Consider the following 23145-nt stretch of genomic DNA (forward strand, 5'->3'; position numbering starts at 1 on the left):
TATGGCAAGGGCGTTCAGACGGGCAGGGGCTCCAGGTCCCGGTGGATGCGCTTGCCCGCCCGTACGCTCACGGTGTGCGGGTGCTCCTCGCCGAGCAGCCGTGCCAGATCCTGCCGGGCCCCCTCCTGGAGTTGATCGGCCTCAGGCGCCCGGCCCAGGGCCCGCAGGGTGAGTGCCAGGTTGGCACGGCACACGATGGTGTCCGGGTGGTTCTGGCCGAGGCTGGGCTGGAACCCGGTGACGGCCAGCCGCTCCAGCGCCTCCGCCCGCTGCAACTCCCCGTCCTCCGCGAGAACGTTGGCGAGGTTGACCGCGCAGGACAGGCTGTAGGGGTGGTCCTCGCCGAGCACGTCCTGCAAGGTGGCGAGGGTGTCCTCCAGCCGGATCCGGGCGTTCTCCCGGTCGCCCGAACCCCGCAGGAATATACCGAGGTTGTTGAGCGCGGCCAGGGTCGCCGGATGGCGGGTGCCCGGCGCCTGCTGATACTGCGGGACGATCTCCCGGGCCAGCGCGAGCGCCTCGTCGCGGGCGCCGGTCGCGTACAGGTCGGTGGCGTAGTTGAGGGTGCAGTCCAGCACGTCGGGAGTGGAGGCCGGGATCTCGCGGGCTCGGTAGAGCTCACGGGTCTGCTGGGTGATCAGGCGGGCCTCCTCGACCTGCCCGGCCTTGCGCAGGGAGACGGCGAGACTCTTGGCGGTGCGCAGGGTCTCCGGATAGGTGTCGCCGAACAGCCGCTGATAGGCCTCGTAACTGCTGCGCAGCAGTGAGATCGACGTGCCGTACTCACCCACCTCACGCAGGTCGCGGCAGAGGTTGGTGGCGGTGGTCAGAGTCGCCGGATGGTCGGGGCCCAGATCGTTGCGCCGTCGGTCGTAGATCTCCTGGTCGATGTCGAGGGCCTCGCTGTAGCGGCCGAGCAGGCGCAGGCACAACGCGCGGTTGTTGTTGGCGTTGAGGGTGCTCGGGTGGTCCTCGCCGAAGCTCTCCTTGAAGCCGCTGTACGCCTCGATGGCCAGGTCCAGGGCCTCCGTGAAGCGGCCGATGCTGCCGAGGTCCATGGCCAGCCCACTGGTGGTCATCAGGACGTGCGGGTGGTCGGCGGGCAGCAGGACGCGCTGGCGGGCCAGCGTGTCCGTGCCGAGGCGCTCCGCCTCGACGTACTTGCCCAGCGAGCGCAGCACGTTGGCGATCTGGAAGCACAGGTGGAGGATCTGGGTGTGGAGGTTGGTGACGTAGCGTTTTTCCACGGCCAGTGCCGACAGGTCGCCCTCGTCCGCCCCGCTGGTCAGGCCCGCCGCCTGGGCGATCCGCCCCTCCAGCCCGGTGAGCCGGTCCCGACGCGCGGTCAACTGGTCCTCCCACGCCGAGCGGAGTTCCTGGCCGAGGGCGAGGGCGGCGCCGAGATCGCCGCGCTTCCACTGGTAGCGCACCCGGTCGATGAGCAGCTGGCGGGTCTCCGGCTCGTCGCATCTGCTGGCCTCCGACGCTTCCAGATGGGGCCAGATGGTGGCGAAGGCGGCCCGGTTCTCGGGTTCGTCGATCGGTCCCTCTCCCGGTGGCCGGGCGCCGGCCAGGATGCGGTGCACGACGTGCTTGGCGTCCTCCTGCTCCTGCACGGTGAGCTGGGAGCGGATCACGGCCTGGACCAGGCGGTGGACCTGGATGGAGTTGGTGGCCCGGTCCACCTTGGCCAGGGCGAAGCGGCCGATCTCCCGGATCACCTGCCCGAGGACCATGTTCTCCTGCAGCGCGGGGTCCTCGCGGGCCAGGACGCGGATCATCTCCTCGCCGTAGAGGAGTTTCATGGAGATCGGCTCGGCGGCGAAGAAGGCGCACAGCTGGAGCAGTCGAACGGCCGCCGGTGAGCGCTCCTTGAGACGCTCGATGGAGACGTTCCAGGTGGCGGCGACGGGCTGTGGGTAGTTGGCCGGCTGACTGAACGACAGGACCTGCTCAGCCTGTTGTTCCAGTTGCAGCAGGTAGGTGTCGACGGGGATGCCGGTCGCGGCCAGCCAGGCGCCGGCCTGGTCCAGGGCGAGCGGCAGGTCGCCGACGGCCGCCGCGACCCGGTCGGCGTCCTCGGCACTGAGCCCGGGGGCGCGGCGCAGCAGGTGCTCGATGCTCTCCTCACGCAGGAACGGGTCCACCTCCAGCGCCTGGCCGGCCTGGAGCCAGGTCTGGTTGCGGGAGGTGACCAGGATGTGGCCGTTGCCGCCGGGGAAGTGCTGTTTGACCTCCTGCGGCTCGTCGGCGTTGTCGAAGACCAGCAGCCAGCGCAGCGCCGAGCCGGTCTGCCGCAGATGCTCCCGCGCCTCCTGGGCAGCCTGCGCGGCGTCGTCGCCGATCCGCAGGCCGAGCCGGTCGGCGAGTTCCGCCAGCGAGGAGATGATCAGCTCGTTCTGCTCGGAGGGTATCCACCAGACCAGGTCGTAGTCGGTGCCGAAGCGGTGGACGTACTCCAGCGCGATCTGGGTCTTGCCGACCCCACCGAGGCCGTAGAGGGCGTACGGCCCGGCGGAGACGCCGCCGGAGCTGTTGCCGAGGCTGTTCCGCAGGTGCTCCAGCAGGGCGCTGCGGCCGGTGAAGGACGCGTTGCGCGGTGAGATGTTCCAGAACTTGGCCGCGGTGCCGGGGAAACGGGCCTCCATGGTCAGGCCGTCGGCGGTGCCCCCCGTGGGCAGGATCGGTTTGCCGAGGGCGCGCAGCAGCACCGAGGCGGCGTTGCGCTCGTCCAGTCGGACCAGGTCGACCGAGGGCCACTCGCTGAACGACGGCGACGGACGGATGTCACCGACCTGGACGGCGACCACCTGGCGGCGGCCGGAGGGCAGTCCGCCGGTGGCGCTCTCCCACACCTGGCGAGCACGTGCCGACCGCTGGTAGGAGGGCGAGAGCACGACGACGGTGCGCTCCGCGGGCTGCTCCGCGCCGTCGCCCTCGCCGCCGACGTAGTGGAGCACGACCCGGAAGCCCGCCCCCCGCAGCAGGGCGTAGATCCAGTCGGCCCACATCCGGTCCTCGGAGACATAACTCAGATGCAGGTCGTCGGGAAGGGCGGCGGGAGCGCGGGTGAACGCCTTCTTGTAGCGCAGTCGCAGTTCCTCGTCCATGCGAGGCAGCGCCGTGACCGCATGGTCGCTGATGACCGCGGTGAGTCGTTCGAACGCCGACAGCAGCGAGCCGGCGTTGCCCGCCTCGTCGCCGAAGGTCGCCAGCGTCTCCTCGTAGGCGTAGAACGGCCGGTACGGGATCTCCACCGAGCCCCAGTAGCCGGCCAGTTCGGCCCCGGTCATACCGCTGGGGAACTGGTCGAACTTGGCGCGGGCCAGGGACCGTCCGGCGTCGGCCTTCTCCTTCTCGCCCTCGTCTATGCGCATCGGGACGGGCAGGATGCGGATACGACGGCGGTGGGGGGCGTGCTTGTCGATGTAGCGGGCGACGGCCGCGGCACCGTCGATGCTCTGACCACTGAGGGTGAAGCAGTCGACGAGGACGTCCGGTAGATGGGCCGTGCAGATGTCGGCGATGTCGGACAGGCCGGTGCGGCTGTCGATGAGGACGTAGTCGTAGTTCTCTCGCATGTCGTCGCGCAGGGCGTCGAAGAAGAGGCCACCGCCCAACTGGCTGTAGAAGTTGTCCCAGTCGAAGCCGCCCGCGGTCGCCGAGTAGTCGCGGTTCTGGCGGCCGGCCTGGACCAGGTCCAGGGTGCCCGAACCTGGGAACGGCCAGTCCAGGGAGACCGCGTGGCGCTGGATACGGGCGTACTCCCGGTGCCAGTCGTCCGGTCGGGGCTCGGGCAGTGCCGGGTCGGCCGCCGCCCAGGCGTACTCGGCGAGCAGGTCGATGACACCGGTGGTGGCGCCGGTGGCGTCCGGATCGAGGAAGGGCTGGAAGAAGCGGTGCAGGCCGGGGGCCTCCAGATCCCAGTCGACGGCGAGGACCCGCTTGCCGTTGGCGGCCAGGATCCAGGCGGCGTTGGCCAGGGTCATGGTCCGCCCGGTGCCGCCCTTGTACGAGTAGAACGTGACGATGCGGCCCCCCTGACCCTCACGTTCGTCATAACTGGTCATCGCGGTCTTCCTCCTCGACGGGCGGGCGGTGCACCGGTGTGCGGGCGTCGTCGTCCGGGTCGGCACGCAGTCGGAAGCGTGGTGTGCCCTGGTCGGGCGACCGGCGGACGGGCGGGTTCCTGAGATGCTGGGCCGCCGCCCACTGCATGACGTACGGGAGCAGTTCGCCGAACGACTCGTGGTCGGAGATGCCCTCGACCGCGCGGTGGGAGGCCTGCCGGCTTTGGCTGAGCTTGCGGGGGAGAGCGGCCGCCGCCTCGTCGGCCAGTTCGGTCTCGACGTCCTCGCTGCTGTCCGGATCGGCATCGTTCCACGGGACCATCAGTCCGGTCGCCGGGCGGTGGCACTTGTCGAACCGACGCAGCTGCTCCCGGTGTTCGGCGTCACGCAGCAGCCAGCGGTCGAGGAGTACCACTTCGGGTCCGTCGAAGTCGCCGACCGTATCCGCGGTGCCGGGCCGGTGCGGGAACTCCGTGACCTCCGGCCGGTAGTCGAGGCGTTCGGCGATCTCGGTGGCCACACGGGCCAGTGGTGCGGGGCTGTCCGGGCTGAACGGGTTCCAATCCAGGGGGGATTCGCCGTAGTATCCGCGTCCGCGCCCCTCGGGCAGGCAGTCGTACGCGCATGCGGCGACGGTGATCCGCAGCGTCTTCTGCGTTCTCGCGTCGGGCGGCGGGGCGAACGCGTCGGGCACGGTCTCCAGGGGTGTGCGCCGGCCGGGCTCCACCAGGACGTTGTTGCCGACATTGACGATGCGCCGGGCCAGTTCCAGCACCGCCCGCTGATAGTCCTTGCGGTACGAGGACAGCTTGATCAGGCCGTAGAGGCCGTAATCGTGGTAGCGGGAACCCATTTCGGGGTGGGCGTACTGCACATTCCCTATTTCCTGGGGGAGTTGATGGGAGGCCACCGGCGACCACAGCGCCGGGACCACGGCGCTGGGGGTGCCCGGTTCGCCGGACAGGTGCCGGGTGGCGCGCCTGCTGAAGACGGTCCACTCCCGGCCGCACCAGGTGCTGCGGAAGAAGCGCGGTGAGTACAGCGGTACGAACACCCGGCAGCGGGCCAGGGAATGGGCCAGCTCCTCCGACCAGACCTCACCGGCCCTGATACGGCGGTCCATGAACCCCGGCGGTCCGACGGTGTCGGTCATCTCGTTGATGTGTTCGCACAGTTCGAGGAAAAGACGGTGGACCCACATGTCCCGGTCGACGCCGTCGGAACCGTTGCGCGGGGCGTGGGCGTAACTCAGAAAGAAATAAGGGGCGGAGGCATCCGCCCGCCATGATTCCGTCGGCGCCACGCAATCCCCCGATCGCCCGTTCCCCCCGGGTGTGGACACTCAGTGTAGGAAGTCGGCAGCGATTTGTGAGTGGTTCGTCGCACGGCGGGGGTGGCGATTTCCGGTCAGCCAGCCGGTGGCGAAGTCCACGGCCGCCCGCAGGGGCACCAACCGGGCGCTGGCGAGGCCCAGTCGGCCGCGCCGGACGACCGGCACGGGGAGCGTGGCATCGTGCGCCTCGAAAGCCGTCCCCAGGGCCCCGAAGTCGCTGTCGTCGAGGTCGACGTCCTTGAACGAGATCCAGCGGCGCGCCCCGTCACGCAGCACCACGCAGCGGTACTCCCGCCAGGGTGCGCCGGAGATGCGGTACTCCGCGAGGTGCAGGGCGCTGCACACCTCGTAGCCGACCCCGATGAGCAGCACCCGCGCATCGGCCGCGTACAGCCGGGCCAGCGGCGAGTGTTCTCCCAGGTGACAGTCCCCGGCGTGGCCCGCCAGCAACTCCGCAGCCCGGACCCCCACGGCCGCGAACGAGGTCTGGGGGTGTGCACTGCGCACCGCGTCCCGTTCGCACCGGACCGTCTCGGCCAGCAGCCCCATGCCCTGCGACGGGGTGTGCGTCGGGTCGAAGGGAGGCATGGAGTCCCGATGGAGGGCCAGTTGACGGACCGTCATGTTCCGGGTGTGCTCGCGGTACGCCGGGGAAGTGTCGGAGTTACCCGCGGTGAACGCCGGGACGACCAAGGTCCCGTCGGGGCCGAGCGCATCGCGCAACGCGCTCAGGACGGCGGCGGCCGACAGTCCGGTCCGGCGCAGCGAGGCGTGCACGAGCAGAGTGGAACCGGCCCGTACGCCCAGGTCCGCCAGCGCGGCGGCCGGCGGCCGGGCCCCGGTCATATGCTTCGCCGCATGCCCTCGGTGAACCGCAGGCCGAGGGGGGTCAGTGAGCCGCGCTCTGCCAACTCGTCGAGTTGCACATGGAGTTGCCGGGCCGCACCCACCTCCGGCAGCAGGGCGTCCGTGGCGGAGCGCGCGTAGGCTTCGGCCAGCAGTTCGCCGGTGCGGGTGTCGGCCTCGTGGTACAGGTCGCACACGTCCAGCAGCGCGTCCAGTACACCGAGCCGGAACTCGCGCACCAGGGCGACGGCGAGCCGCACGGGATCCGGGTCCAGGGTGACCCCCAGTGCCGCGAACCCGCCGGGGGACGCTGTCACCGACGGCGTCGTGGGCGAGCCCGCCGCGCCAGTGAGGGGGGTCACGACGCGCACACCGGCAGCCATGCCGGCGGCCACCGAAGGCAGCGCCGCTCGGATCAACTGCCAGGCGCGCGGCAGGACTTCCCGCCACGACTCGGCCTCCTCGTCCGTCAGGCGGTCCATGGCAGGCCGGCCGAAGCAGTCGCGGTACGGATCGAGGTCGTCCAGCGCGACCTCCAGCCCGTCCGCCCGTATCCACCGCATCGGCTCCCAGCCGGGCGCACCCGCCCTCCGGATCTGATGACCCCCCAACTCGACTGTCCGCGCGCCGACTTCACCGACCCGTAGCCGGCCCGTTTCCTGGACAGATGCGAAACCGTCGGCCACCGGCACGGAAACCAGGTCGACAGTGCCGTCGCGCAGCAGCGCGGAGGCGACGAGCGAGGCGAGATGCGTGGTCGGCGCGGCACCGGGAGGGGCAGCAAGACAGCGCATGATCCAGGAACGGGTGTAGGGGTGTGTCAGCACCTGCGTCAGCGAGGAGTCCCGGCGGTCGAGATCCAGTGCCAGGCGCCACGAACGATCCCAGGGCTCATCGCCCTGTCCGCCCAGTTCCCGGCCGACGAGGGACAGCAGATCACGGGTGACCGCCTGCCGTGCCCGGGCCAGTTCCCGGACCGCGCTGCCGTCGTCGGTACCGTCCGCCAGCGCGTCGAAACCCTGAACCGGACGGTCGGCGCCTGCTCCGGTGCGGGTGTCGATCGAGCGGATCAGCGTCTCCAGGTCGGCGCAGTAGACGGACGGGTTGTCGAAACCGCTGCCGTCGCCCCGGTAGCGGTGTGCGTACAGCCCTCCGCCGCAGGACCGCACCACCGGACAGGACCGGCACTGCTCGTTCAGCCCCGCCATCCCCTGCTGGCGGGCGGTGATACCGGGGTGGGCGGCGACCTGGTCGAGGGTGTGGTGGAAGACGTCCTCCCCCGTCGCCGGGGCGCCGTCGTACGCCGTCTTGAGCGAGTCGGCCTGCTCGAAGGTTCCGTCGGTCTCGATCACCAGTACGTCCGCGGGCGCCAGCCCCATCGCCTCGGTCAGGCCGGGACCCCCGCCGAGCGTACTGATCACCGAGTCGAACATCCGCACAGGGATCGGGCGTCCCCGCAGGTCCCAACGGTCGTACACCGCCATCAGCCAGTCCGCGTACGGAGCCGGGGCGGCGTCGGGACGTGGCGGCGGCTCGTCCCAGGTGGCGTGCGGCAGCAGGAAGTCGATGCGCGGCGGACCGAGGGCGGCCAGCGCGTCATAGGTGGCGCCGGGGTCGTTGCGTAGATCGATCGTGCACAGGAGGCCGGCGAACAGATGGCGGTAGCGCTCCTGCCGGAGCAGCCCGACCGCCGCCAACACCTTGTCGTGGCTGCTGCGGCCGTCGGCGAAACGCCGGTGCAGGTCGTTGGCGGCCTTGTCGCCGTCGAGCGAGATTCCGACCAGGACGCCGAACTCGTCGAAGAGATCGAGATAACGCTCGCTGAGCTGCACGCCGTTGGTGTGGATCCGTAAGTCGAGTTCGCACACGCCACCCAGGGCTCTGCGTAGTTCCTCGCAGACGCGCCGCAGCCGCTTCGGCCCTGCCAGCAACGGCTCCCCTCCGTGCAGGATGACCTGCACGGAAGACAGCGCGTGGTCCTTCGCGTGCTCCGCAAGACGCAGAGCAGTCCAGGAAATGACCTCGTCGGAGATCACTTTCGGCCGCGAACTCCAGCTCTGATCGGCATGCTCGTAGACATAGCAATGATCACAGGCGAGATCGCATCTGCTGTGAACCTTGAGAACGAGCTGTCGAAATGGAATCAGCGGACCGGGCATTCGAGGGTTACTCGGGTTCGTCAGATGGAAGACTGGAATGTAGGGCCTGAGGCCTTCCGGCTCTCCAGGGAGGAGAGGGCACGCCGCACCCCGCGGGCGCTCTTGGGGTCATACGGGGCGTCGAGGAGCGGCTTGGGCACACGGCCGTCGGCGACGGCAAAAGACTGCGAAGTGGTTCTTGCTCGAGAGTTCACGACGTTCCCTACCATGCCGACGAGAGTTTTGGCAGAAACCTATCGCGTAAGTGGTAACAGCGCAGCGCCCAAACGGCCAAGGTTTCGATATAAGCAGTAACGCGCCGCAGGTCAGACGCATTCTGCCCAGGATCTTTCGCACCCATACGGATGAGCCGCCCGGCCTGTCATGCGGTGAAAGCCCCCTATGTCGTTTCCGGCGGCGGCACAGCGGCTCCCGGCAGCCGTACAGTGGCCACTGTCCCACCACCCCCGGCCGGCTTCAGGGACACCTCGCCGCCCGCCTGCTGGATCGTGCGCGCGACGATGGACAGACCGAGGCCGGAACCGGGCAGTGCCCGTGCGCTCGGTGAGCGCCAGAAGCGGTCGAAGACGTGGGGGATCTCGTCGGCGGGGATGCCGGGCCCGTGGTCCCGGACCGTCAGGGTGCCGCCGCTCAGCTGGACCTCGATCGTGCCGCCCTCGGGGCTGAACTTCACCGCGTTGTCCAGGATGTTGACCACCGCGCGCTCCAGCGCCGAGGGTTCCGCCCGGACGAACCAGGGCTGGATGTCCGCCGTGATCGTCAGCTCGGGGCCGCGCAGTCGGGCCCGGCGCAGGGCGGACTCCACCGTGTCCTCCAGGGAGATCACCTGGACGCGTTCGCCCCGCTGGCCCTCCGAACGGGACAGCTCCTGCAAGTCGCCGATCAGGGAGGCCAGTTCGGTCATCTGGGCCTTCACCGAGGCGAGCAGCGCCTTACGGTCCGCCTCGGGGATCGGGCGGCCCGTCTCCTCGCTGCGGGTGAGGAGTTCGATGTTCGTGCGGAGGGAGGTGAGGGGGGTGCGGAGTTCGTGACCGGCGTCCGCGATCAACTGCTGTTGCAGTTCGTGGGAGTTGGCGAGGGCGGATGTCATGGAGTTGAAGGAGCGCGAGAGACGGGCCACCTCGTCGTCGCTCTCCTCCTCCACCGGGATGCGGACCGTCAAGTCCTCGGTGCGGGCCACGTGTTCGACAGCTTCGGTGAGCTTGTCCACAGGGCGGAGGGCGGCGCGGGCCACCGCGAGGCCGGCGGCTCCGGCGCCCACGACTCCGATGCCGGAGACGAGGAGGAGGAGCAGGGCGAGCTCGTTGAGCGTCGACTGGGTGCTCTTGAGGGGGACGGCAACTGACAGGACGGCGCCTTCGTAGATCTGTGGCGGGGTGTTGGGGCCCGTCGAGACGATCAGAGGAGCCGTCAGTACTCGTACGGTGTTGCCCTCGCTGTCGGTCCCGTTGCGGAAGACCCCGTCGCCGCTGGTTGTCGCTGTCTTGACGACGTTCTTGTCGCTGTCGGCGACCTTGATCACGCCTTCGGAGGTCAGCGAGACACACGCCGTTCCGTCCTCCTTGACCAGCTGGAGGTAGTAGTGGGTGTCCGGGGCCCGGAAGTCGTCGCTGTTCTCGGTCGGTGTCCGGGGGCAGCGGTTGAGGGCGTCCATCACCTGGTCGTACCGCTGGGGCTGTGCCGTTGCCTTCTGCAGATCACTGTCGATCTCGTCGTACAGCTTCCCCTGCACGATGAACCAACAAGTCACCGAAACCGCCGCCACCGCGAACGCCACAGCGGCAGCGACCAGCATGGACAGTCGCGCCCGGATCGGCAGGGTACGGAGCCGGCGTCCCACTCTGCTCATTCCGCGCCGCCCTGGCGCAGCACATACCCCACACCCCGCACCGTGTGGACGAGGCGCGGCTCGCCGCCCGCCTCCGTCTTGCGGCGGAGGTACATGACGTACACGTCGAGGGAGTTGGAGGACGGCTCGAAGTCGAAGCCCCAGACCGCCTTCAGGATCTGTTCCCGGGTGAGTACCTGGCGCGGGTGGGCCAGGAACATCTCCAGGAGGGTGAACTCCGTGCGGGTCAGTTCCACCGCTCGGCCGCCGCGCGTCACCTCACGTGTCGCGAGGTCCATGCGCAGGTCGGCGAAGGTCAGGGCCTCGTCCTCCGGGAGGCTGCCCGCCACGGCCGCCGCCGCGTAGGAGCTGCGGCGCAGCAGGGCCCGTACCCGGGCGAAGAGTTCGTCCAGTTCGAAGGGCTTGACGAGGTAGTCGTCCGCTCCCGCGTCCAGGCCGGTCACGCGGTCGCCGACCGTGTCCCGGGCCGTCAGCATCAGGATGGGCGTGGTCGTGCCCGCGCCCCGCATACGCCGGGCCGCCGTCAGGCCGTCCATCCTCGGCATCTGGATGTCCAGGACGACCAGGTCGGGCTGGTACGCGGTCGCCTTCTCCAGGGCGTCCGCGCCGTCGACCGCGACCTCCGTGTCGTACCCCTCGAAGGCGAGGCTGCGCTGGAGTGCTTCGCGCACAGCCGGCTCGTCGTCGACGATCAGGATGCGCTGGATGTCACGGTCGCCTTCGGCGGGGCTCATGGTCGCGGATTCCTCGGGTGGGGCGGGACGTATCGGACGCGTTCAGCGTCGCACGTTTCCGGTCTGCTGCGGAGAGAAAGGATCAGCTGCGCGGTGGATCAGCTGAGTGCGGGACGGCGACCGCGCGTCGTTGCCCTGCGGGCGGCGGCCGTACGCGTCGCCCTCGCCACCTCCGGGGCCCGGGTCGTCGCCGTCGGCGGGTGCAGGGCGAAGGCCACGCCGAGGGCGAGGTCCAGACCGGCCGGATCGGTGCCGGTCACCGTGTGCGAAACCTGCTTGATCATGACGTACCCCTGTTCTCTGTTCACTGTTCCCTGTACTTCCGCCCCGGAGGTTCTCTGCCTCAGGTGGTGGAGCCCGAGCGCAGCGTCGCCAGGTCGGACTTGACGGTGTTGATCGGGATGGCGAAGCCCAGGCCCGCGCTGCCCGCGTCCGAAGAGGACGAACTCGCGGAGTACATCGCGGAGTTGATGCCGATGATGTTGCCGTTCATGTCGATGAGCGCGCCGCCGGAGTTCCCGGGGTTGAGGGACGCGTCCGTCTGGATGGCCTTGTACGTCGTCGTGGACGTGCCGGTGTCGCCGTTGAACTCCTGGCCGCCGAACTCGAACGGCCAGCCGCCGCTGCCACCGCCGGGCTGCTGTTGCTGCTGGCCCTGGCTCTCCTCCGTGGCGACGGTGACGTCACGGTTGAGGGCGGACACGATGCCGCTGGTCACCGTGCCGGTCAGGCCCTCGGGGGAGCCGATCGCCACGACCTCGTCGCCGACCTGGACACCGGCGGAGTCGCCGAGGGTCGCCGTCTTCAGGCCGGAGGCGTTCTCCAGCTTGATGAGGGCCAGGTCCTTCTTGCTGTCGGTGCCGACGACCTTCGCGGTGTACGTCTTGCCGTCGCTCGTCGACACCTTGATCGACGAGGCGCCGGAGATGACGTGGTTGTTGGTGATGATCTCGCCGTCGGACGTGATGATCACGCCGGAACCGGTCGACTCACCCGAGTTCGAGGCCGCGTTGATCTCGACGATGCTCGGGCTGACCGCCGAGGCGACCCCGGCGACCGTGCCCTTGGCGCTCGACGGCACCACGTTGGTGCTGGTGCTGCTGGAGGTGACGGCGGAGCCCGAGTTGGTCAGCTCCTGGATGCCGTACGCCGTGCTGCCGCCTATCGCCGCGGCGACGATCGCCACGGCGGCGAGGAGGGCGAAGGGGCCCTTCGCACGCTTCTTGCGCTGGGCGGGGCCGGCGGGATCGGCCGGGGGCCCGGCAAGAAGGGTGGCCGTGGCCGCGGGCTGCTCGTGCGAGGCCTGATGGCCGTACGAAGCCTGCGGGGCCTGGGGCTGGATCTGGGCCGGCTCCTGGTAGGCGGGCTGCTGGGCCGTCGGCGGCTCGTACGCCGGCGGGGGCGGCCACTCCGGGTTCACCGGAGAGGAAGGCTGCGGGGCGGAAGCGTACTGCTGCTGGGGGTACGCCGACTGCGGCTCGTGGCCCTGGGGGGTCTCGTACTCGCCGCTGCGGCGGAAGCTCTCGGTCATGGAACAGAGCTTGTCCCGCCCGCATGAGAGCTGGCTGAGTGCTCCCTGAGAAGCCCGACAGAAGCTCGTATGCCCGATATAAAGACGTGCGGGACGTCAAGAGAGACGTGCGGATGGCGGCCGGTAGTGGCTACTCGCAGCCGCAGGAACGCCGGGTCACCAACCGCGACGGGAACAGCTTCAGCCGCTCGCGGCGCGCCCCCGCCACCCGTACCCCGTCGTCGAGGACGAGGTCGACGGCCGCGCGGGCCATGCCCGAGCGGTCGGAGGCGATGGTGGTGAGGGGCGGGTCCGCCAGGGCCGCCTCCTTGATGTCGTCGAAGCCGGCCACCGCCAGCTCGCCCGGAACGTCGATGCGCAGCTCGCGTGCCGCGCGCAGCAGGCCGATCGCCTGGTCGTCGGTAGAGCAGAAGATGGCCGGGGGACGGCGGTCCGGGTCGGCGAGGATCTCCAGGGCGGCCTTGTAGGCGTCGTACCGGTTGTAGAGGGCCTCGAAGAGGCGGCCCTCCGTGGGGACACCGGCCTCGTCCATCGCGCGCCGCCAGCCCTGGACGTGGTCCGAGACGGGGTCGCCGACCGCCGGGGTCTCGGCGATGCCGCCCATACAGGCGACGTACTCGTAGCCGTGTTCCAGCAGGTGGCGGACGGCGAGGTGGGCGCCGCCGAGGTCGTCCGTGACGACGGCGACGTCGTCTATCGCCTCGGGGCGTTCGTGGAGGAGGACGACCCGGGCGTCCCAGGCCTCGATCTCCGCCGCCGCGTTGTCGTTGAGGGCGTGGCTGACCAGGATCAGTCCGGAGACCCGCATCCCGAGGAAGGCCCGCAGATAGTGGACCTCGCGCTCGGCGATGTAGTCGGAGTTGCCGACCAGCACCATCTTTCCGCGCTCGGACGCGGCCTGTTCGACGGCGTGCGCCATCTCCCCGAAGAAGGGCTGGCGCGCGTCCGGCACGATCAGGCCTATGAGGTCCGTGCGCCGCGACGCCATCGCCTGGGCGACCCGGTCCGGCCGGTAGCTCAGTTCCTTGATCGCGGCGAGGACACGCTCGCGCGTGGCCGGGGCAACCGGCCGGGGTCCGTTGTTGATGACATAGCTGACGACGGCGGTGGAGGTACCCGCCAGCCGAGCCACATCATCCCTAGTCACCTTGGCCACGCGCGGAGTCTACGCGGATGGACCCGCTCTGGGCAGGGCGTAAAAGATTCGTTCCACCCGCCCGGAGCGCGGACCATGCCGTGCGCCGTCACCCGGCCACCGAGGTCACGCCTCGGCGGTGACCTCGGGCGACTCCGTGACGGCGTCCAGGGCCGCCGTATCGCCCGTACCGCCCGCAACGTCCGACTTTGCGAGGGCGGCCTTGGCCTTCGCCTCGTCGCTCGTACGGTCGCCCTTCTCCGGCGTAACGAATCGATAACCGACGTTCCGGACGGTCCCGATCAGCGACTCGTGCTCGGGGCCGAGCTTCGCGCGCAGCCGCCGTACGTGCACGTCGACGGTCCGGGTGCCGCCGAAGTAGTCGTAGCCCCAGACCTCCTGGAGGAGCTGCGCGCGCGTGAAGACGCGGCCCGGGTGCTGGGCGAGGTACTTCAGGAGCTCGAACTCCTTGAAGGTGAGGTCGAGGACCCGGCCCTTCAGCTTCGCGCTGTACGTCGCCTCGTCGACCGAGAGGTCGCCGTTGCGGATCTCCATGGGGGAGTCGTCGTTGACGATCTGCTGGCGCCCCATGGCGAGCCGCAGTCGCGCCTCGACCTCGGCGGGCCCGGCGGTGTCCAGCAGGACGTCGTCGATGCCCCAGTCGGCGGTGACGGCCGCGAGGCCGCCCTCGGTGACGACGAGGATGAGCGGACAGCCGGGCCCGGTGGAGCGCAGGAGCTGGCACAGGCTGCGCACCTGAGGCAGATCCCGGCGGCCGTCGATCAGGATGACGTCGGCACCGGGGGTGTCGACGAGAGCGGGTCCCTCCGCCGGAGCCACGCGCACGTTGTGCAGCAGCAGGCCGAGGGCGGGAAGTACCTCCGTCGACGGCTGGAGGGCATTGGTCAGGAGGAGAAGTGAACTCATCGCGTCCCACCTACCCGGATAGTCGTCGCCATACGGTCGTGCACGTTTCGTTCGCCCATAACGTCTGGTTCCTCCTCGGTCCCTGCGAGGACGTTTGCGGCACTGCTGTACTGCTGCGCCATCCACGGGGCGTACACCTGCGGTTTTCCGAAGCGTTTCGCTTCGTCACCCGCTTCGTATACAACGCCACCGAAAGCACAAAAGGACTCGGGGGCTGCGCTGCCCGAGTCCTCTGCCCAGCAGAATAGCCCACATGAGCACTGGTCCGGCAGGTCATGTGACGCGATCTTTCGCCGTCCCGAACTCTGAGACGGCAGGTCGCACCCCTCTGCGGAGGTTTCTGACCACCGACGACGGGGTGACGATCGATGCCGTATACGAGCCGGGAGGCGTTGTATACGACGCCTCTGCGCCACTTTCCGATCATCTCGCGTTCGTCGTCGCGCACGGTTTCACGGGGGATGTGGACCGGCCGCACGTCCGGCGGGTGGCGGAGGCGTTCGCGCAGTACGGGGCCGTCGTGACGTTCTCCTTCCGGGGGCACGGGGCTTCGGGAGGGCGCTCGACGGTCGGCGACCGCGAGGTCCTCGACCTGGCCGCCGCGGTCCGCTGGGCACGTGAACTCGGGCACACCCGGGTGGCCACGGTCGGCTTCTCGATGGGCGGCTCGGTGGTCCTGCGGCACGCGGCGCTGCACGGGAGTTCCGGGCGCTCGGAGCACGGGGGGCGCACGGGGGCGGCGTCGGACGTGGTGGTTTCGGTGAGTGCGCCGGCCCGTTGGTACTACCGGGGTACGGCCCCCATGCGGCGCGTGCACTGGCTGATCACCCGGCCCGAGGGCCGCCTGGTCGGCCGCTACGGACTCCGGACGCGGATCCACCACCGGGACTGGAACCCCGTACCCCTCGCCCCGGTGGAGGCGGTGCCGCTCATAGCGCCGACACCCCTCCTGATCGTGCACGGCGACCGGGACGGCTACTTCCCGGTGGACCACCCCCGGATGCTCGCGGAAGCGGCGGGCGACACGGGCGAACTCTGGCTGGAGCCGGGGATGGGCCACGCGGAGCACGCGGCGGACGACGAACTGCTGCGGCGCATCGGGGACTGGGCGGTCTCGCGGGAGGGCTAGCCTGAACGGTGTCACAGCCGATCGTTCGAGGAAGCAGAGAACAGGCACATGCCAAAGGTCACGGTGCGCTACTGGGCCGCCGCGAAGGCCGCGGCCGGGGTCGCCGAGGAGCCGTACGAAGCGGCCACCCTCGCCGAGGCGCTCGACGCGGTCCGCGAGCGACACCCCGGTGAACTCGTCCGGGTCCTGCGCCGATGCTCGTTCCTCATCGACGGTGACCCCGTGGGCACCCGCGAACATGAGACGGTACGGCTGGCCGAGGGCGGCACGGTCGAGGTGCTCCCACCGTTCGCAGGAGGGTGAGCGCAGCGCTATGAGCGACCAGCAGCGATATGGGCAGCAGTACGGCGAGTCGTACGAGGGGTACGACCCGTACCAGCAGCAACAGCAGTACGGGGGACAGCAGCCTCAGGAGCAGCCCGGGGCCTGGCCCGGGCAGCAGCAGCCGGCGTACGACGACGCGCAGGCGCAGCAGTACACGCAGCAGTGGCAGGGGCAGACCTGGGAGACGCAGATGCAGGCCCCGGTGACGGCCGCCCCGGTCACTCCTGCCGCGGTGGCGGAGGTTCCGGAGACTCCGTACCTGCCGCCGCAGGGGACCGTACCCGGCGCGGCCGACGCCGGGTACGGGCCCGCGACGGTCGCGGGGAACCCCCGGATCACCGACGCGCAGCGGGCCCGGCTGGAGGGACGTTCGCCGATCATCGAGCCCGGGATGCAGCCGGCCGCCCTCACCGCCGTGCTCGGGCTGCTGTTGTCCGGTGCGGCGGCCATCGGCTCGTACGCGCTGGTCGTGCCGTTGGTGATCCTCCAGGCGGTCACGGCGGCGGGCTGGTTCCGGCTGAACGGGATGTGGCCCGCCCGGCAGGGCATCGCCCTCGCCTTCGCGGGCGCGGTGACGGCTGACGTGGCGCTGCTGGCGGTGGGCCGGGAGAACGCGCCGGCGGCGATCCTCGGCACGCTCGCGGTCTGGGTGCTGCTGACCCTGGTCCTGCAACTCCGGTCCCACGCGGACGCGGACACCCGGATGTCCGGCCTGATGGCGACGGTCGCCTCGGCGGCGCTGGCGATCATCGCCGCCGGTCACCTCGCCGCGGAGCCGGACGCGGTGACCGTCGGCGCGGCTGCGGTCGCCGCGGCGGTGCTCGCCCGGGCGTTGCCGTTGCCGACGGCGGCCTCGGTGGTCGTTGCCCTGCTCGCGGCTGCGGGGGCCGGGATCGCGGCCGGGGGGATGACGGAGATGGGGACCGGGGGTGCGCTGCTGGGGGTGGCGGCGGGCGTCTGCGCGCTCGTCGGACACCGGGTGGCGTGCTACGACTACCCGTCGAGGTTCGTCCACTTCACGGCGGGCGTGGCACTCCCGCTGGCGGCTGCGGCACCGGCGGTGTACCTGGTGGGACGGGCGTTGGCCTGAGGGGTTTCCCACCCACCCACCCGCCCATCCACCCGTCCGTTCGCCGTCTGTGTCCAGCGCGGGCAGCCCTTCTTCAGCGCTGGTCGGCACCGATCAGCCCGTCTGGGGTCCCCCTCCGGGGGAGTTTGAGGACGAGGCCCGTTCAGGGCCGAAGCGGGGGTCTGGGGGCGGCAGCCCCCAGGGATGGGACGGGTAGGGGCGGCGGGGGCGAGAAACCGCCCCGCCTGTCACAGCCGATCCACAACCACCCCCGTCCCGGTCCTCGTTGGAGCCCCGCCGGGTACCGTCGCGAACATGCGTGCACTCCGAACACTCCTCATCGTCGCCGTCATCCTCGGCGGCCTCTTCGCGATCGCCGACCGCGTCGCCGTCGGTTTCGCGGAGGACGAGGTCGCGGACCGCCTCAGGACCAACGAAAACCTGGCCACCATGCCGGACGTGTCGATCAACGGCTTCCCCTTCCTCACCCAGGTCGCCGGCGGCGAACTCGACGACGTCAAGGTCGGCATCAAGGACTACGAGGCCGCCACCGGAACCTCCGGCCAGAACATCCGCATCGACGACCTCGACGCCCGGATGCGCGACGTCCGGATCACCGGCGACTACAGCTCCGCCACCGCGGCCACCGCCACCGGCAGCGCGACCATCTCGTACGCCGAACTGCTGAAGGCGGCCAAGTCGGCCGAGTCGGAGCCCACGCAGGTGGTGCCCGGTGTGACCGCCACGGTCGTGGGCCTGTCGGACGGCGGCAACGGCAAGATCAAGGTCGAGATCGAGGCGACGGTGCTCGGCAGGAAGCTGCCGGAGCCGGTGTCGGTCCTCAGCACGGTCACGGTCGACGGCGACACGGTGAAGGTGAAGGCGGACTCCCTGCCCAACCTGGGCATCGACCTCGCCGACGGCAGGATGCGCGCGGTGACGGACTTCGAGCAGAAGATCGACGGACTGCCCGGCGGCATCAGGCTGGACTCGGTCCAAGCGGCGAAGACCGGCGTGGACATCACGGTGCGGGGTTCGAACGTCAGGCTGGCGGGGTAGCTGGCGGGGTAGGACGCTTGAGGACGCCCCCGCGTCACGCGTGGGCGCCGACGGGTGTCAACGGGCGTCAACGGGTGTCCAACTGGCGAGACAGCTCCGTCCGTACCGCAGATGTGACGACGGACGCACCCCTCGCCTCCTCGCCCGCGCCCCGCAATCACCGCCCGCCACCCTCGCGTATCTCACATCGCGGACGATCGCGTCTCATCATGCGACACGCCGGTGACATCCCCGGCAATCCGTCCCTACGATCGACGCTATGCAGCGACAGGCGGATCTCACGAAGCGGCGGGCAGTAGACCTGTGCCGCGTCGCCGCCATGCTCTGTCGCCCTTTCTGAGCGGGAGCGCGCGGCGATAGCCGCGCACCACCTCCCGCATCCCCGGCGCCCTTCACCAAGGGCTCTCGTGCGCGAGTCGCAACAGGCCTGACCGCACACGAGCGGATACGACCGGGTACGACCGCATCCGTGCCCCCTCTGCTCACGCACCACGCACCACCCCGCCGCAACTGCCCCGGAGGAGAAACAGCATGAGCCGCAGCGACGTACTGGTCGATGCAGACTGGGTCGAGGCCAACCTCGACAACGCCGACATCGCCATCGTCGAGGTGGACGAGGACACGTCCGCCTACGAGAAGAACCACATCCGCAACGCCATCCGGATCGACTGGACCAAGGACCTCCAGGACCCGGTCCGCCGTGACTTCATCGACCAGGAGGGCTTCGAGAAGCTCCTCTCGGCCAAGGGCATCGGCAACGACACCCTCGTGGTGCTCTACGGCGGCAACAACAACTGGTTCGCCTCGTACGCCTACTGGTACTTCAAGCTGTACGGCCACGACAGCGTCAAGCTGCTCGACGGCGGTCGCAAGAAGTGGGAGCTCGACGCCCGCGAGCTGGTGGAAGAGGTCCCCTCGCGCCCCGCCACCGACTACAAGGCCAAGCCCCAGAACAAGTCGATCCGCGCCTTCCGTGACGACGTCGTGGCGGCCATCGGCTCGCAGAACCTGGTCGACGTGCGCTCGCCCGACGAGTTCAGCGGCAAGCTGCTCGCCCCCGCCCACCTTCCGCAGGAGCAGTCGCAGCGCCCGGGCCACGTCCCGTCCGCCCGCAACATCCCGTGGTCGAAGAACGCCAACGACGACGGCACCTTCAAGTCGGACGACGAACTCAAGGAGCTCTACGCCGACGAGCAGGTCGACCTCGCCAAGGACACCATCGCGTACTGCCGTATCGGTGAGCGTTCCGCGCTCACCTGGTTCGTCCTGCACGAGCTGCTCGGCGTGGAGAACGTCAAGAACTACGACGGCTCCTGGACCGAGTACGGCTCCCTGGTCGGCGTTCCGATCGAGCTCGGCGCCAACAAGTAGAACCGGCGCCAGGCCGGCGGCAGACCTGTAGTCGCAGCAGACCTGTAGTCAGTGAGTACCTCGTACACCCCGACCGGCCTTCCCTCCGGTCAGACCTCTGATGGAGAAAAGACATGTGTGGAGCGAAGGCCGGCGGCCCGGACGCCTCGACGATCAAGCCCGGTGAGACCACGATCCAGGGTCAGGTGACCCGCGACGGCGAGCCGGTGGTCGGATACGTCCGCCTCCTCGACTCGACCGGCGAGTTCACCGCCGAGGTCCCCACCTCGGCGACCGGACAGTTCCGCTTCTACGCGGCCGAGGGCACCTGGACCGTCCGTGCCCTCGTCCCGGGCGGCACGGCCGACCGCACGGTCGTCGCCCAGACGGGCGGCCTCTCGGAGGTCGCGATCGCCGTCTGACGGCACCAGCAGCAGTAACCGAAGGGCCGTACTCCTTGATTCGGGGTACGGCCCTTCGCCGTCCGCAGACCTACCCTGGACGTATGTACGCGCGACGGCGCCACGCCTACTTCGCCATGATGGGGACGTGCATCGGCCTCTTCGTCCTGGCTTGGTCGGTCGTACGCCTCTGGTCGATGCCGGTGGCGGTCGGTATGTGCGTGGTGGCGATGGTGATCCCGCCCTTGGCGGCGATCGTCGCCAACCGCCGGGGCCCGGACGACCGCTGGTGGGACGACCCGTCCGGCGACACCAGGTCCGACGAGTGGTGGGACGAGCTGGACGGCAGGAAGCGCCGCCCGTAGCCGAGCAGGTCGAGGGGGACGGGGACCCGTGGGACGTACGAGAGTGTCCACCGTCGTGCTGGACGCGCGTGACGCGCACGAACTGGCCGGCTTCTACCGACGCCTCCTCGGCTACGAGATCCGCAGCGAGGAACCCGACTGGGTCCTCATCGGCTCCCCGTCCGGCGCCGAGGGTGTCTCCCTCGCCTTCGAGACGGAACGCGCGTACGTCCCGCCTGTCTGGCCCACCCGCGCCCCCGGCGACCAGCAGATGATGCTCCACCTGGACATTGAGGTCGACGACCTGGAAGGGGAGACGGCGAGGGCGGTGTCGGAGGGCGCCCGGCTCGCCGACTACCAGCCGCAGGACGACGTACGCGTCCTGCTGGACCCGTCGGGCCACTCGTTCTGCCTGTGGACGCCCGCCGCGCCCTGAACGCCTGTGCCCCGTGTCATGGCGTGCGGGGCGGGGTCATGCGCGCCGGTTCCAGGCCTGGGGGCGGACTGTCGGGCCCCTCGGTCGGCTCCATGACCGCGTAGTCCGCGAAGACCCGGCGATAGCGCGTGTGCCGGGTCTCCTGAGTGTGTCTGCGCTGCCACTCCTCGACCTCCCCCGGCCCCGGCCACGTACCGGACCCGGCCCCGCAGTCCGCGTCCTCGCCCGAGACGCAGCGCGCGGAGTACTCCGGGTACGCGGTGAGGTCCTGCACGAGCTCGTACGCCACGTACCGGAAGACCCGTCGGGTCACGAACCGTGCTCCGCCCGCTGGTGCCTGCGCATCAGGACGTCGGCGTCGGTCACCGCGCTGGCGTCCGACGCTGCCTGAGCGGTCCGCCGCAGCCCGTCCACCTCGGCGCACGTCTCGCAGCCGGGCACCGGCGCGGGCGGTCGGCTCGGCTCCGGGTAGCCCCAAGTGGCGCGCTCGGCACGCTCGTTCGCCGCGCGTACGCCCGCGCTCAGCCGTTGCTCGGGTGTGGCCGGGCGGAGCGACCCGGGGTCGGCCTGCCACTCACGGCCGCCGCCGACGGGGCGGAGCATCGCGTACGGGCCGGAGGTGGCCCGGTACTCGCCGATCCTGTCCGTGACCAGGTCGTGGACCAGCGTGCCGGGCTCGAAGGATGTCGTCGGCTCGGTTGTCATGGATGCCGTTCCTTTCATCCAACTTCTATACGGAATGCGGTGTTTGTACTACTCTGCGTATTCGGGTTCAGGGTGAGCATGGCCCATCCGCGTCGCCAAAACGCCGCTGAGCGGCGGTTGTTCGGCGCGTGGAGGTGCAAGTTCCATAAATTCCACAGGTTTCCACAGGAGGAGTGCGATGCCGTCGCGAAGGGTGATCACCGGGCGGAGCCAGGAACCCAGGCGACGGTTCGCGGAGGAGCTGCGCTTACTCCGGGTCAAGAGCGGGGAGAGCCTGCGGCAGCTCGCGGAGACACTGGGGTGGGACGCGTCCCTGTTCGGCAAGCTGGAGAGCGGGGCGACTCTGGGAAGCCCGGAGGTGGCCCAGGCGCTGGATCAGCATTACGGCACGGGCGGGCTCGTACTCACCTTGTGGGAACTGGCGGTGGCTGATCCGACGCAGTTCAAGGAGCGGTACCGGCGGTACATGGTGCTGGAGGCCGAGGCGGTCAGTCTCTGGCACTACGCTGCCGCCAACCTGCCCGGTGTTCTCCAAACCTCCGAATACGCACGCGAGTTGCTCGCGGCGGGCGGGCTCGGCGGGGAGGAGTTGGAGGTACAGGTCGAGGCGCGCGTGGGCCGTCGCGCGGTGCTGCTGGCGGACGGTGCCCCGCGGTTCCGTACGATCCTCTCCGAGTCCGTGTTGCGGACGCCGCTGCGGGATGCCGCCAAGTGGCGCGAGCAACTGGAGCACCTGCTGCTCATGGGGCAGCGCAACAACGTCACCATCCACGTGGTGCCGCTCAGCGCCGGACCCCACGGACTGGCGAACACCGACGCCATGTTCCTGCGGGGCGCCGACGGACGCACCGTGGCGTGGGTCGAGACCGGATACTCGGGCGAACTGGTCCAGGAGAATGCAGACGTCGAACGGCTCCAGCTCCGATACGATCTGGTACGCGATTTGGCCCTATCGCCGGACGAATCGCGGAAGTTGATCAGGCGGATGTTGGAGGAAGCCCCATGCGAGCCATCGACCTGAACAGCTTGACGTGGCGCAAGAGCAGCTACAGCAACCAGGACGGCGGTCAGTGCGTCGAGGTCTCCCACGACTTCCTGTGCTCCGCCGCCTGGCGTAAGAGCAGCTACAGCAACCAGGACGGCGGGGCCTGCGTAGAAGTCGCCCCCAACCTCCCCGCCGTCGTCCCCGTCCGGGACAGCAAGGATCCCGGTCGAGGTGCCCTCGTCCTCGGGGCCGGGGCCTGGGCCGTCTTCGTCGGTGCTGTCAGGGACGACTCGCTCTAGTAGACGAGCGCCTGCGTCCCGTCCGCCATCGCCTCCTGGACGAAGAGCTGCGCGCCCGCGATCCGTACGCCCTCGATGACGTCCTTCTCGGTGATGTCCCGCCGGGCCGCGCACTGGGTGCAGAGGGTGAGGCGCCCTGCCGCGAGGACCGAGTCGATCAGGTCGGGCAGCGGCGCGGCGTGCGGCAGCTCGAACTCGGCGGCCCGGCCCGGCAGCGCGAACCACGCCGACTCCCCGGTCAGCCACAGGGACACCTCGACCCCGCTGGCCACGGCCACCGCCGCCACCGTGAACGCCTGCGAGCAGCGCTCGGGGGCATCGGCCCCTGCCGTCACCTTGATCACGAGCTTCTTCGCCATGGCCGCATCGTAGGCCGTGGTGCGGACCCCGTTGTTCACCTCAGGGCGGCGCGTGCCGGGTGGTGACCGGGCTGACCCCGGTCGCGTGAGCCCGGGTCCGG

Annotated in this window: 24 protein-coding genes; 11 read left to right on the forward strand and 13 right to left on the reverse strand. The window is 70.0% G+C overall.

The window, feature by feature from the left end; genetic code table 11:
• Positions 1-14: 14 nt before the first annotated feature.
• From fxsT to IEY89_RS00240, 10 genes are all read right to left on the reverse strand, one after another.
• Entirely contained in the window at positions 15-4070 is a 4056-nt protein-coding gene (gene fxsT / locus IEY89_RS00195) for an FxSxx-COOH system tetratricopeptide repeat protein (RefSeq protein WP_189145137.1), read from the reverse strand.
• Positions 4057-5373 carry a TIR-like protein FxsC gene (locus tag IEY89_RS00200; RefSeq protein ID WP_189145138.1) on the reverse strand — a complete coding sequence of 439 codons (1317 nt, stop codon included), beginning with the start codon at positions 5371-5373 and terminating at the stop codon, positions 4057-4059. The genes fxsT and IEY89_RS00200 overlap by 14 nt, the downstream gene beginning before the upstream one ends.
• 39 nt (positions 5374-5412) lie before the next feature.
• Entirely contained in the window at positions 5413-6249 is an 837-nt protein-coding gene (locus IEY89_RS00205) for an AAC(3) family N-acetyltransferase (protein ID WP_189145139.1), read from the reverse strand.
• The gene (locus IEY89_RS00210) at positions 6246-8408 is read right to left on the reverse strand and encodes an FxsB family cyclophane-forming radical SAM/SPASM peptide maturase (RefSeq protein WP_189145140.1); all 2163 of its coding nucleotides are present in this window, start codon (positions 8406-8408) and stop codon (positions 6246-6248) included. The genes IEY89_RS00205 and IEY89_RS00210 overlap by 4 nt, the downstream gene beginning before the upstream one ends.
• A 379-nt stretch (positions 8409-8787) precedes the next feature.
• Positions 8788-10257 carry a HAMP domain-containing sensor histidine kinase gene (locus tag IEY89_RS00215; protein WP_189145141.1) on the reverse strand — a complete coding sequence of 490 codons (1470 nt, stop codon included), beginning with the start codon at positions 10255-10257 and terminating at the stop codon, positions 8788-8790.
• Positions 10254-10991, reverse strand: coding sequence for a response regulator transcription factor (locus tag IEY89_RS00220; RefSeq protein WP_189145142.1), 738 nt, complete (start codon positions 10989-10991; stop codon positions 10254-10256). The genes IEY89_RS00215 and IEY89_RS00220 overlap by 4 nt, the downstream gene beginning before the upstream one ends.
• A gap of 98 nt (positions 10992-11089) precedes the next feature.
• Positions 11090-11275: a hypothetical protein gene (locus tag IEY89_RS00225; protein ID WP_189145143.1), complete on the reverse strand. Its 186-nt coding sequence runs from the start codon at positions 11273-11275 to the stop codon at positions 11090-11092.
• 59 nt (positions 11276-11334) lie between these two features.
• Positions 11335-12522 carry a S1C family serine protease gene (locus IEY89_RS00230; RefSeq protein WP_189145144.1) on the reverse strand — a complete coding sequence of 396 codons (1188 nt, stop codon included), beginning with the start codon at positions 12520-12522 and terminating at the stop codon, positions 11335-11337.
• 130 nt (positions 12523-12652) lie between these two features.
• Positions 12653-13678 (reverse strand): LacI family DNA-binding transcriptional regulator, encoded by a 1026-nt coding sequence (locus tag IEY89_RS00235; RefSeq protein WP_189145145.1) that lies wholly within the window; start codon positions 13676-13678, stop codon positions 12653-12655.
• A gap of 105 nt (positions 13679-13783) precedes the next feature.
• Positions 13784-14584, reverse strand: a complete 801-nt coding sequence (locus IEY89_RS00240) for a response regulator transcription factor (protein ID WP_189145146.1) — start codon at positions 14582-14584, stop codon at positions 13784-13786.
• A 253-nt stretch (positions 14585-14837) separates the two neighbouring features.
• Between IEY89_RS00240 and IEY89_RS00245 the strand changes: the two genes are divergently transcribed.
• The 9 genes from IEY89_RS00245 (at position 14838) to IEY89_RS00280 (ending at position 20696) form a co-directional block, all read left to right on the forward strand.
• The gene (locus IEY89_RS00245; RefSeq protein WP_189145147.1) at positions 14838-15713 is read left to right on the forward strand and encodes an alpha/beta hydrolase; all 876 of its coding nucleotides are present in this window, start codon (positions 14838-14840) and stop codon (positions 15711-15713) included.
• Positions 15714-15761: 48 nt separating this feature from the next.
• Entirely contained in the window at positions 15762-16016 is a 255-nt protein-coding gene (locus IEY89_RS00250; RefSeq protein ID WP_189145148.1) for a MoaD/ThiS family protein, read from the forward strand.
• 10 nt (positions 16017-16026) lie between these two features.
• Positions 16027-17127: a hypothetical protein gene (locus tag IEY89_RS00255; RefSeq protein WP_189145149.1), complete on the forward strand. Its 1101-nt coding sequence runs from the start codon at positions 16027-16029 to the stop codon at positions 17125-17127.
• 294 nt (positions 17128-17421) lie between these two features.
• Complete coding sequence (locus IEY89_RS00260; protein ID WP_189145150.1) at positions 17422-18165, forward strand: LmeA family phospholipid-binding protein; 744 nt, start codon at positions 17422-17424, stop codon at positions 18163-18165.
• Positions 18166-18424: 259 nt separating this feature from the next.
• Positions 18425-18505, forward strand: coding sequence for an Ms5788A family Cys-rich leader peptide (locus IEY89_RS41805; protein ID WP_351335063.1), 81 nt, complete (start codon positions 18425-18427; stop codon positions 18503-18505).
• Positions 18506-18696: 191 nt separating this feature from the next.
• Positions 18697-19536, forward strand: coding sequence for a sulfurtransferase (locus tag IEY89_RS00265; protein ID WP_055524958.1), 840 nt, complete (start codon positions 18697-18699; stop codon positions 19534-19536).
• A 113-nt stretch (positions 19537-19649) separates the two neighbouring features.
• The gene (locus IEY89_RS00270) at positions 19650-19937 is read left to right on the forward strand and encodes a DUF1416 domain-containing protein (RefSeq protein ID WP_055524959.1); all 288 of its coding nucleotides are present in this window, start codon (positions 19650-19652) and stop codon (positions 19935-19937) included.
• 83 nt (positions 19938-20020) lie between these two features.
• Positions 20021-20281 carry a DUF3099 domain-containing protein gene (locus tag IEY89_RS00275; RefSeq protein ID WP_189145151.1) on the forward strand — a complete coding sequence of 87 codons (261 nt, stop codon included), beginning with the start codon at positions 20021-20023 and terminating at the stop codon, positions 20279-20281.
• Between the two features lie 28 nt (positions 20282-20309).
• The gene (locus tag IEY89_RS00280; protein WP_189145152.1) at positions 20310-20696 is read left to right on the forward strand and encodes a VOC family protein; all 387 of its coding nucleotides are present in this window, start codon (positions 20310-20312) and stop codon (positions 20694-20696) included.
• Positions 20697-20712: 16 nt separating this feature from the next.
• Here IEY89_RS00280 and IEY89_RS00285 read toward each other — a convergent pair whose 3' ends face one another.
• Together IEY89_RS00285 and IEY89_RS00290 are read right to left on the reverse strand one after the other, a co-directional pair.
• Positions 20713-21009: a DUF7848 domain-containing protein gene (locus IEY89_RS00285; RefSeq protein ID WP_189145153.1), complete on the reverse strand. Its 297-nt coding sequence runs from the start codon at positions 21007-21009 to the stop codon at positions 20713-20715.
• The gene (locus tag IEY89_RS00290; protein ID WP_189145154.1) at positions 21006-21401 is read right to left on the reverse strand and encodes a hypothetical protein; all 396 of its coding nucleotides are present in this window, start codon (positions 21399-21401) and stop codon (positions 21006-21008) included. The genes IEY89_RS00285 and IEY89_RS00290 overlap by 4 nt, the downstream gene beginning before the upstream one ends.
• Positions 21402-21579: 178 nt before the next feature.
• Between IEY89_RS00290 and IEY89_RS00295 the strand changes: the two genes are divergently transcribed.
• Positions 21580-22422, forward strand: coding sequence for a helix-turn-helix domain-containing protein (locus IEY89_RS00295; protein ID WP_189145155.1), 843 nt, complete (start codon positions 21580-21582; stop codon positions 22420-22422).
• A complete protein-coding gene (locus IEY89_RS00300; protein ID WP_189145156.1) occupies positions 22404-22685 on the forward strand; it encodes a DUF397 domain-containing protein in 282 nt (93 codons plus the stop codon). Before IEY89_RS00295 ends, IEY89_RS00300 begins: the two co-directional genes overlap by 19 nt.
• On the opposite strand, the gene IEY89_RS00305 is transcribed toward IEY89_RS00300, so the two are convergent.
• On the reverse strand, positions 22682-23044 hold the full coding sequence (locus tag IEY89_RS00305; protein WP_189145157.1) for a DsrE family protein: 363 nt from the start codon (positions 23042-23044) through the stop codon (positions 22682-22684). The genes IEY89_RS00300 and IEY89_RS00305 overlap by 4 nt on opposite strands.
• Between the last annotated feature and the right edge of the window lie 101 nt (positions 23045-23145).

Source organism: Streptomyces lacrimifluminis, assembly GCF_014646095.1.
Lineage (GTDB): Bacteria > Actinomycetota > Actinomycetes > Streptomycetales > Streptomycetaceae > Streptomyces > Streptomyces lacrimifluminis.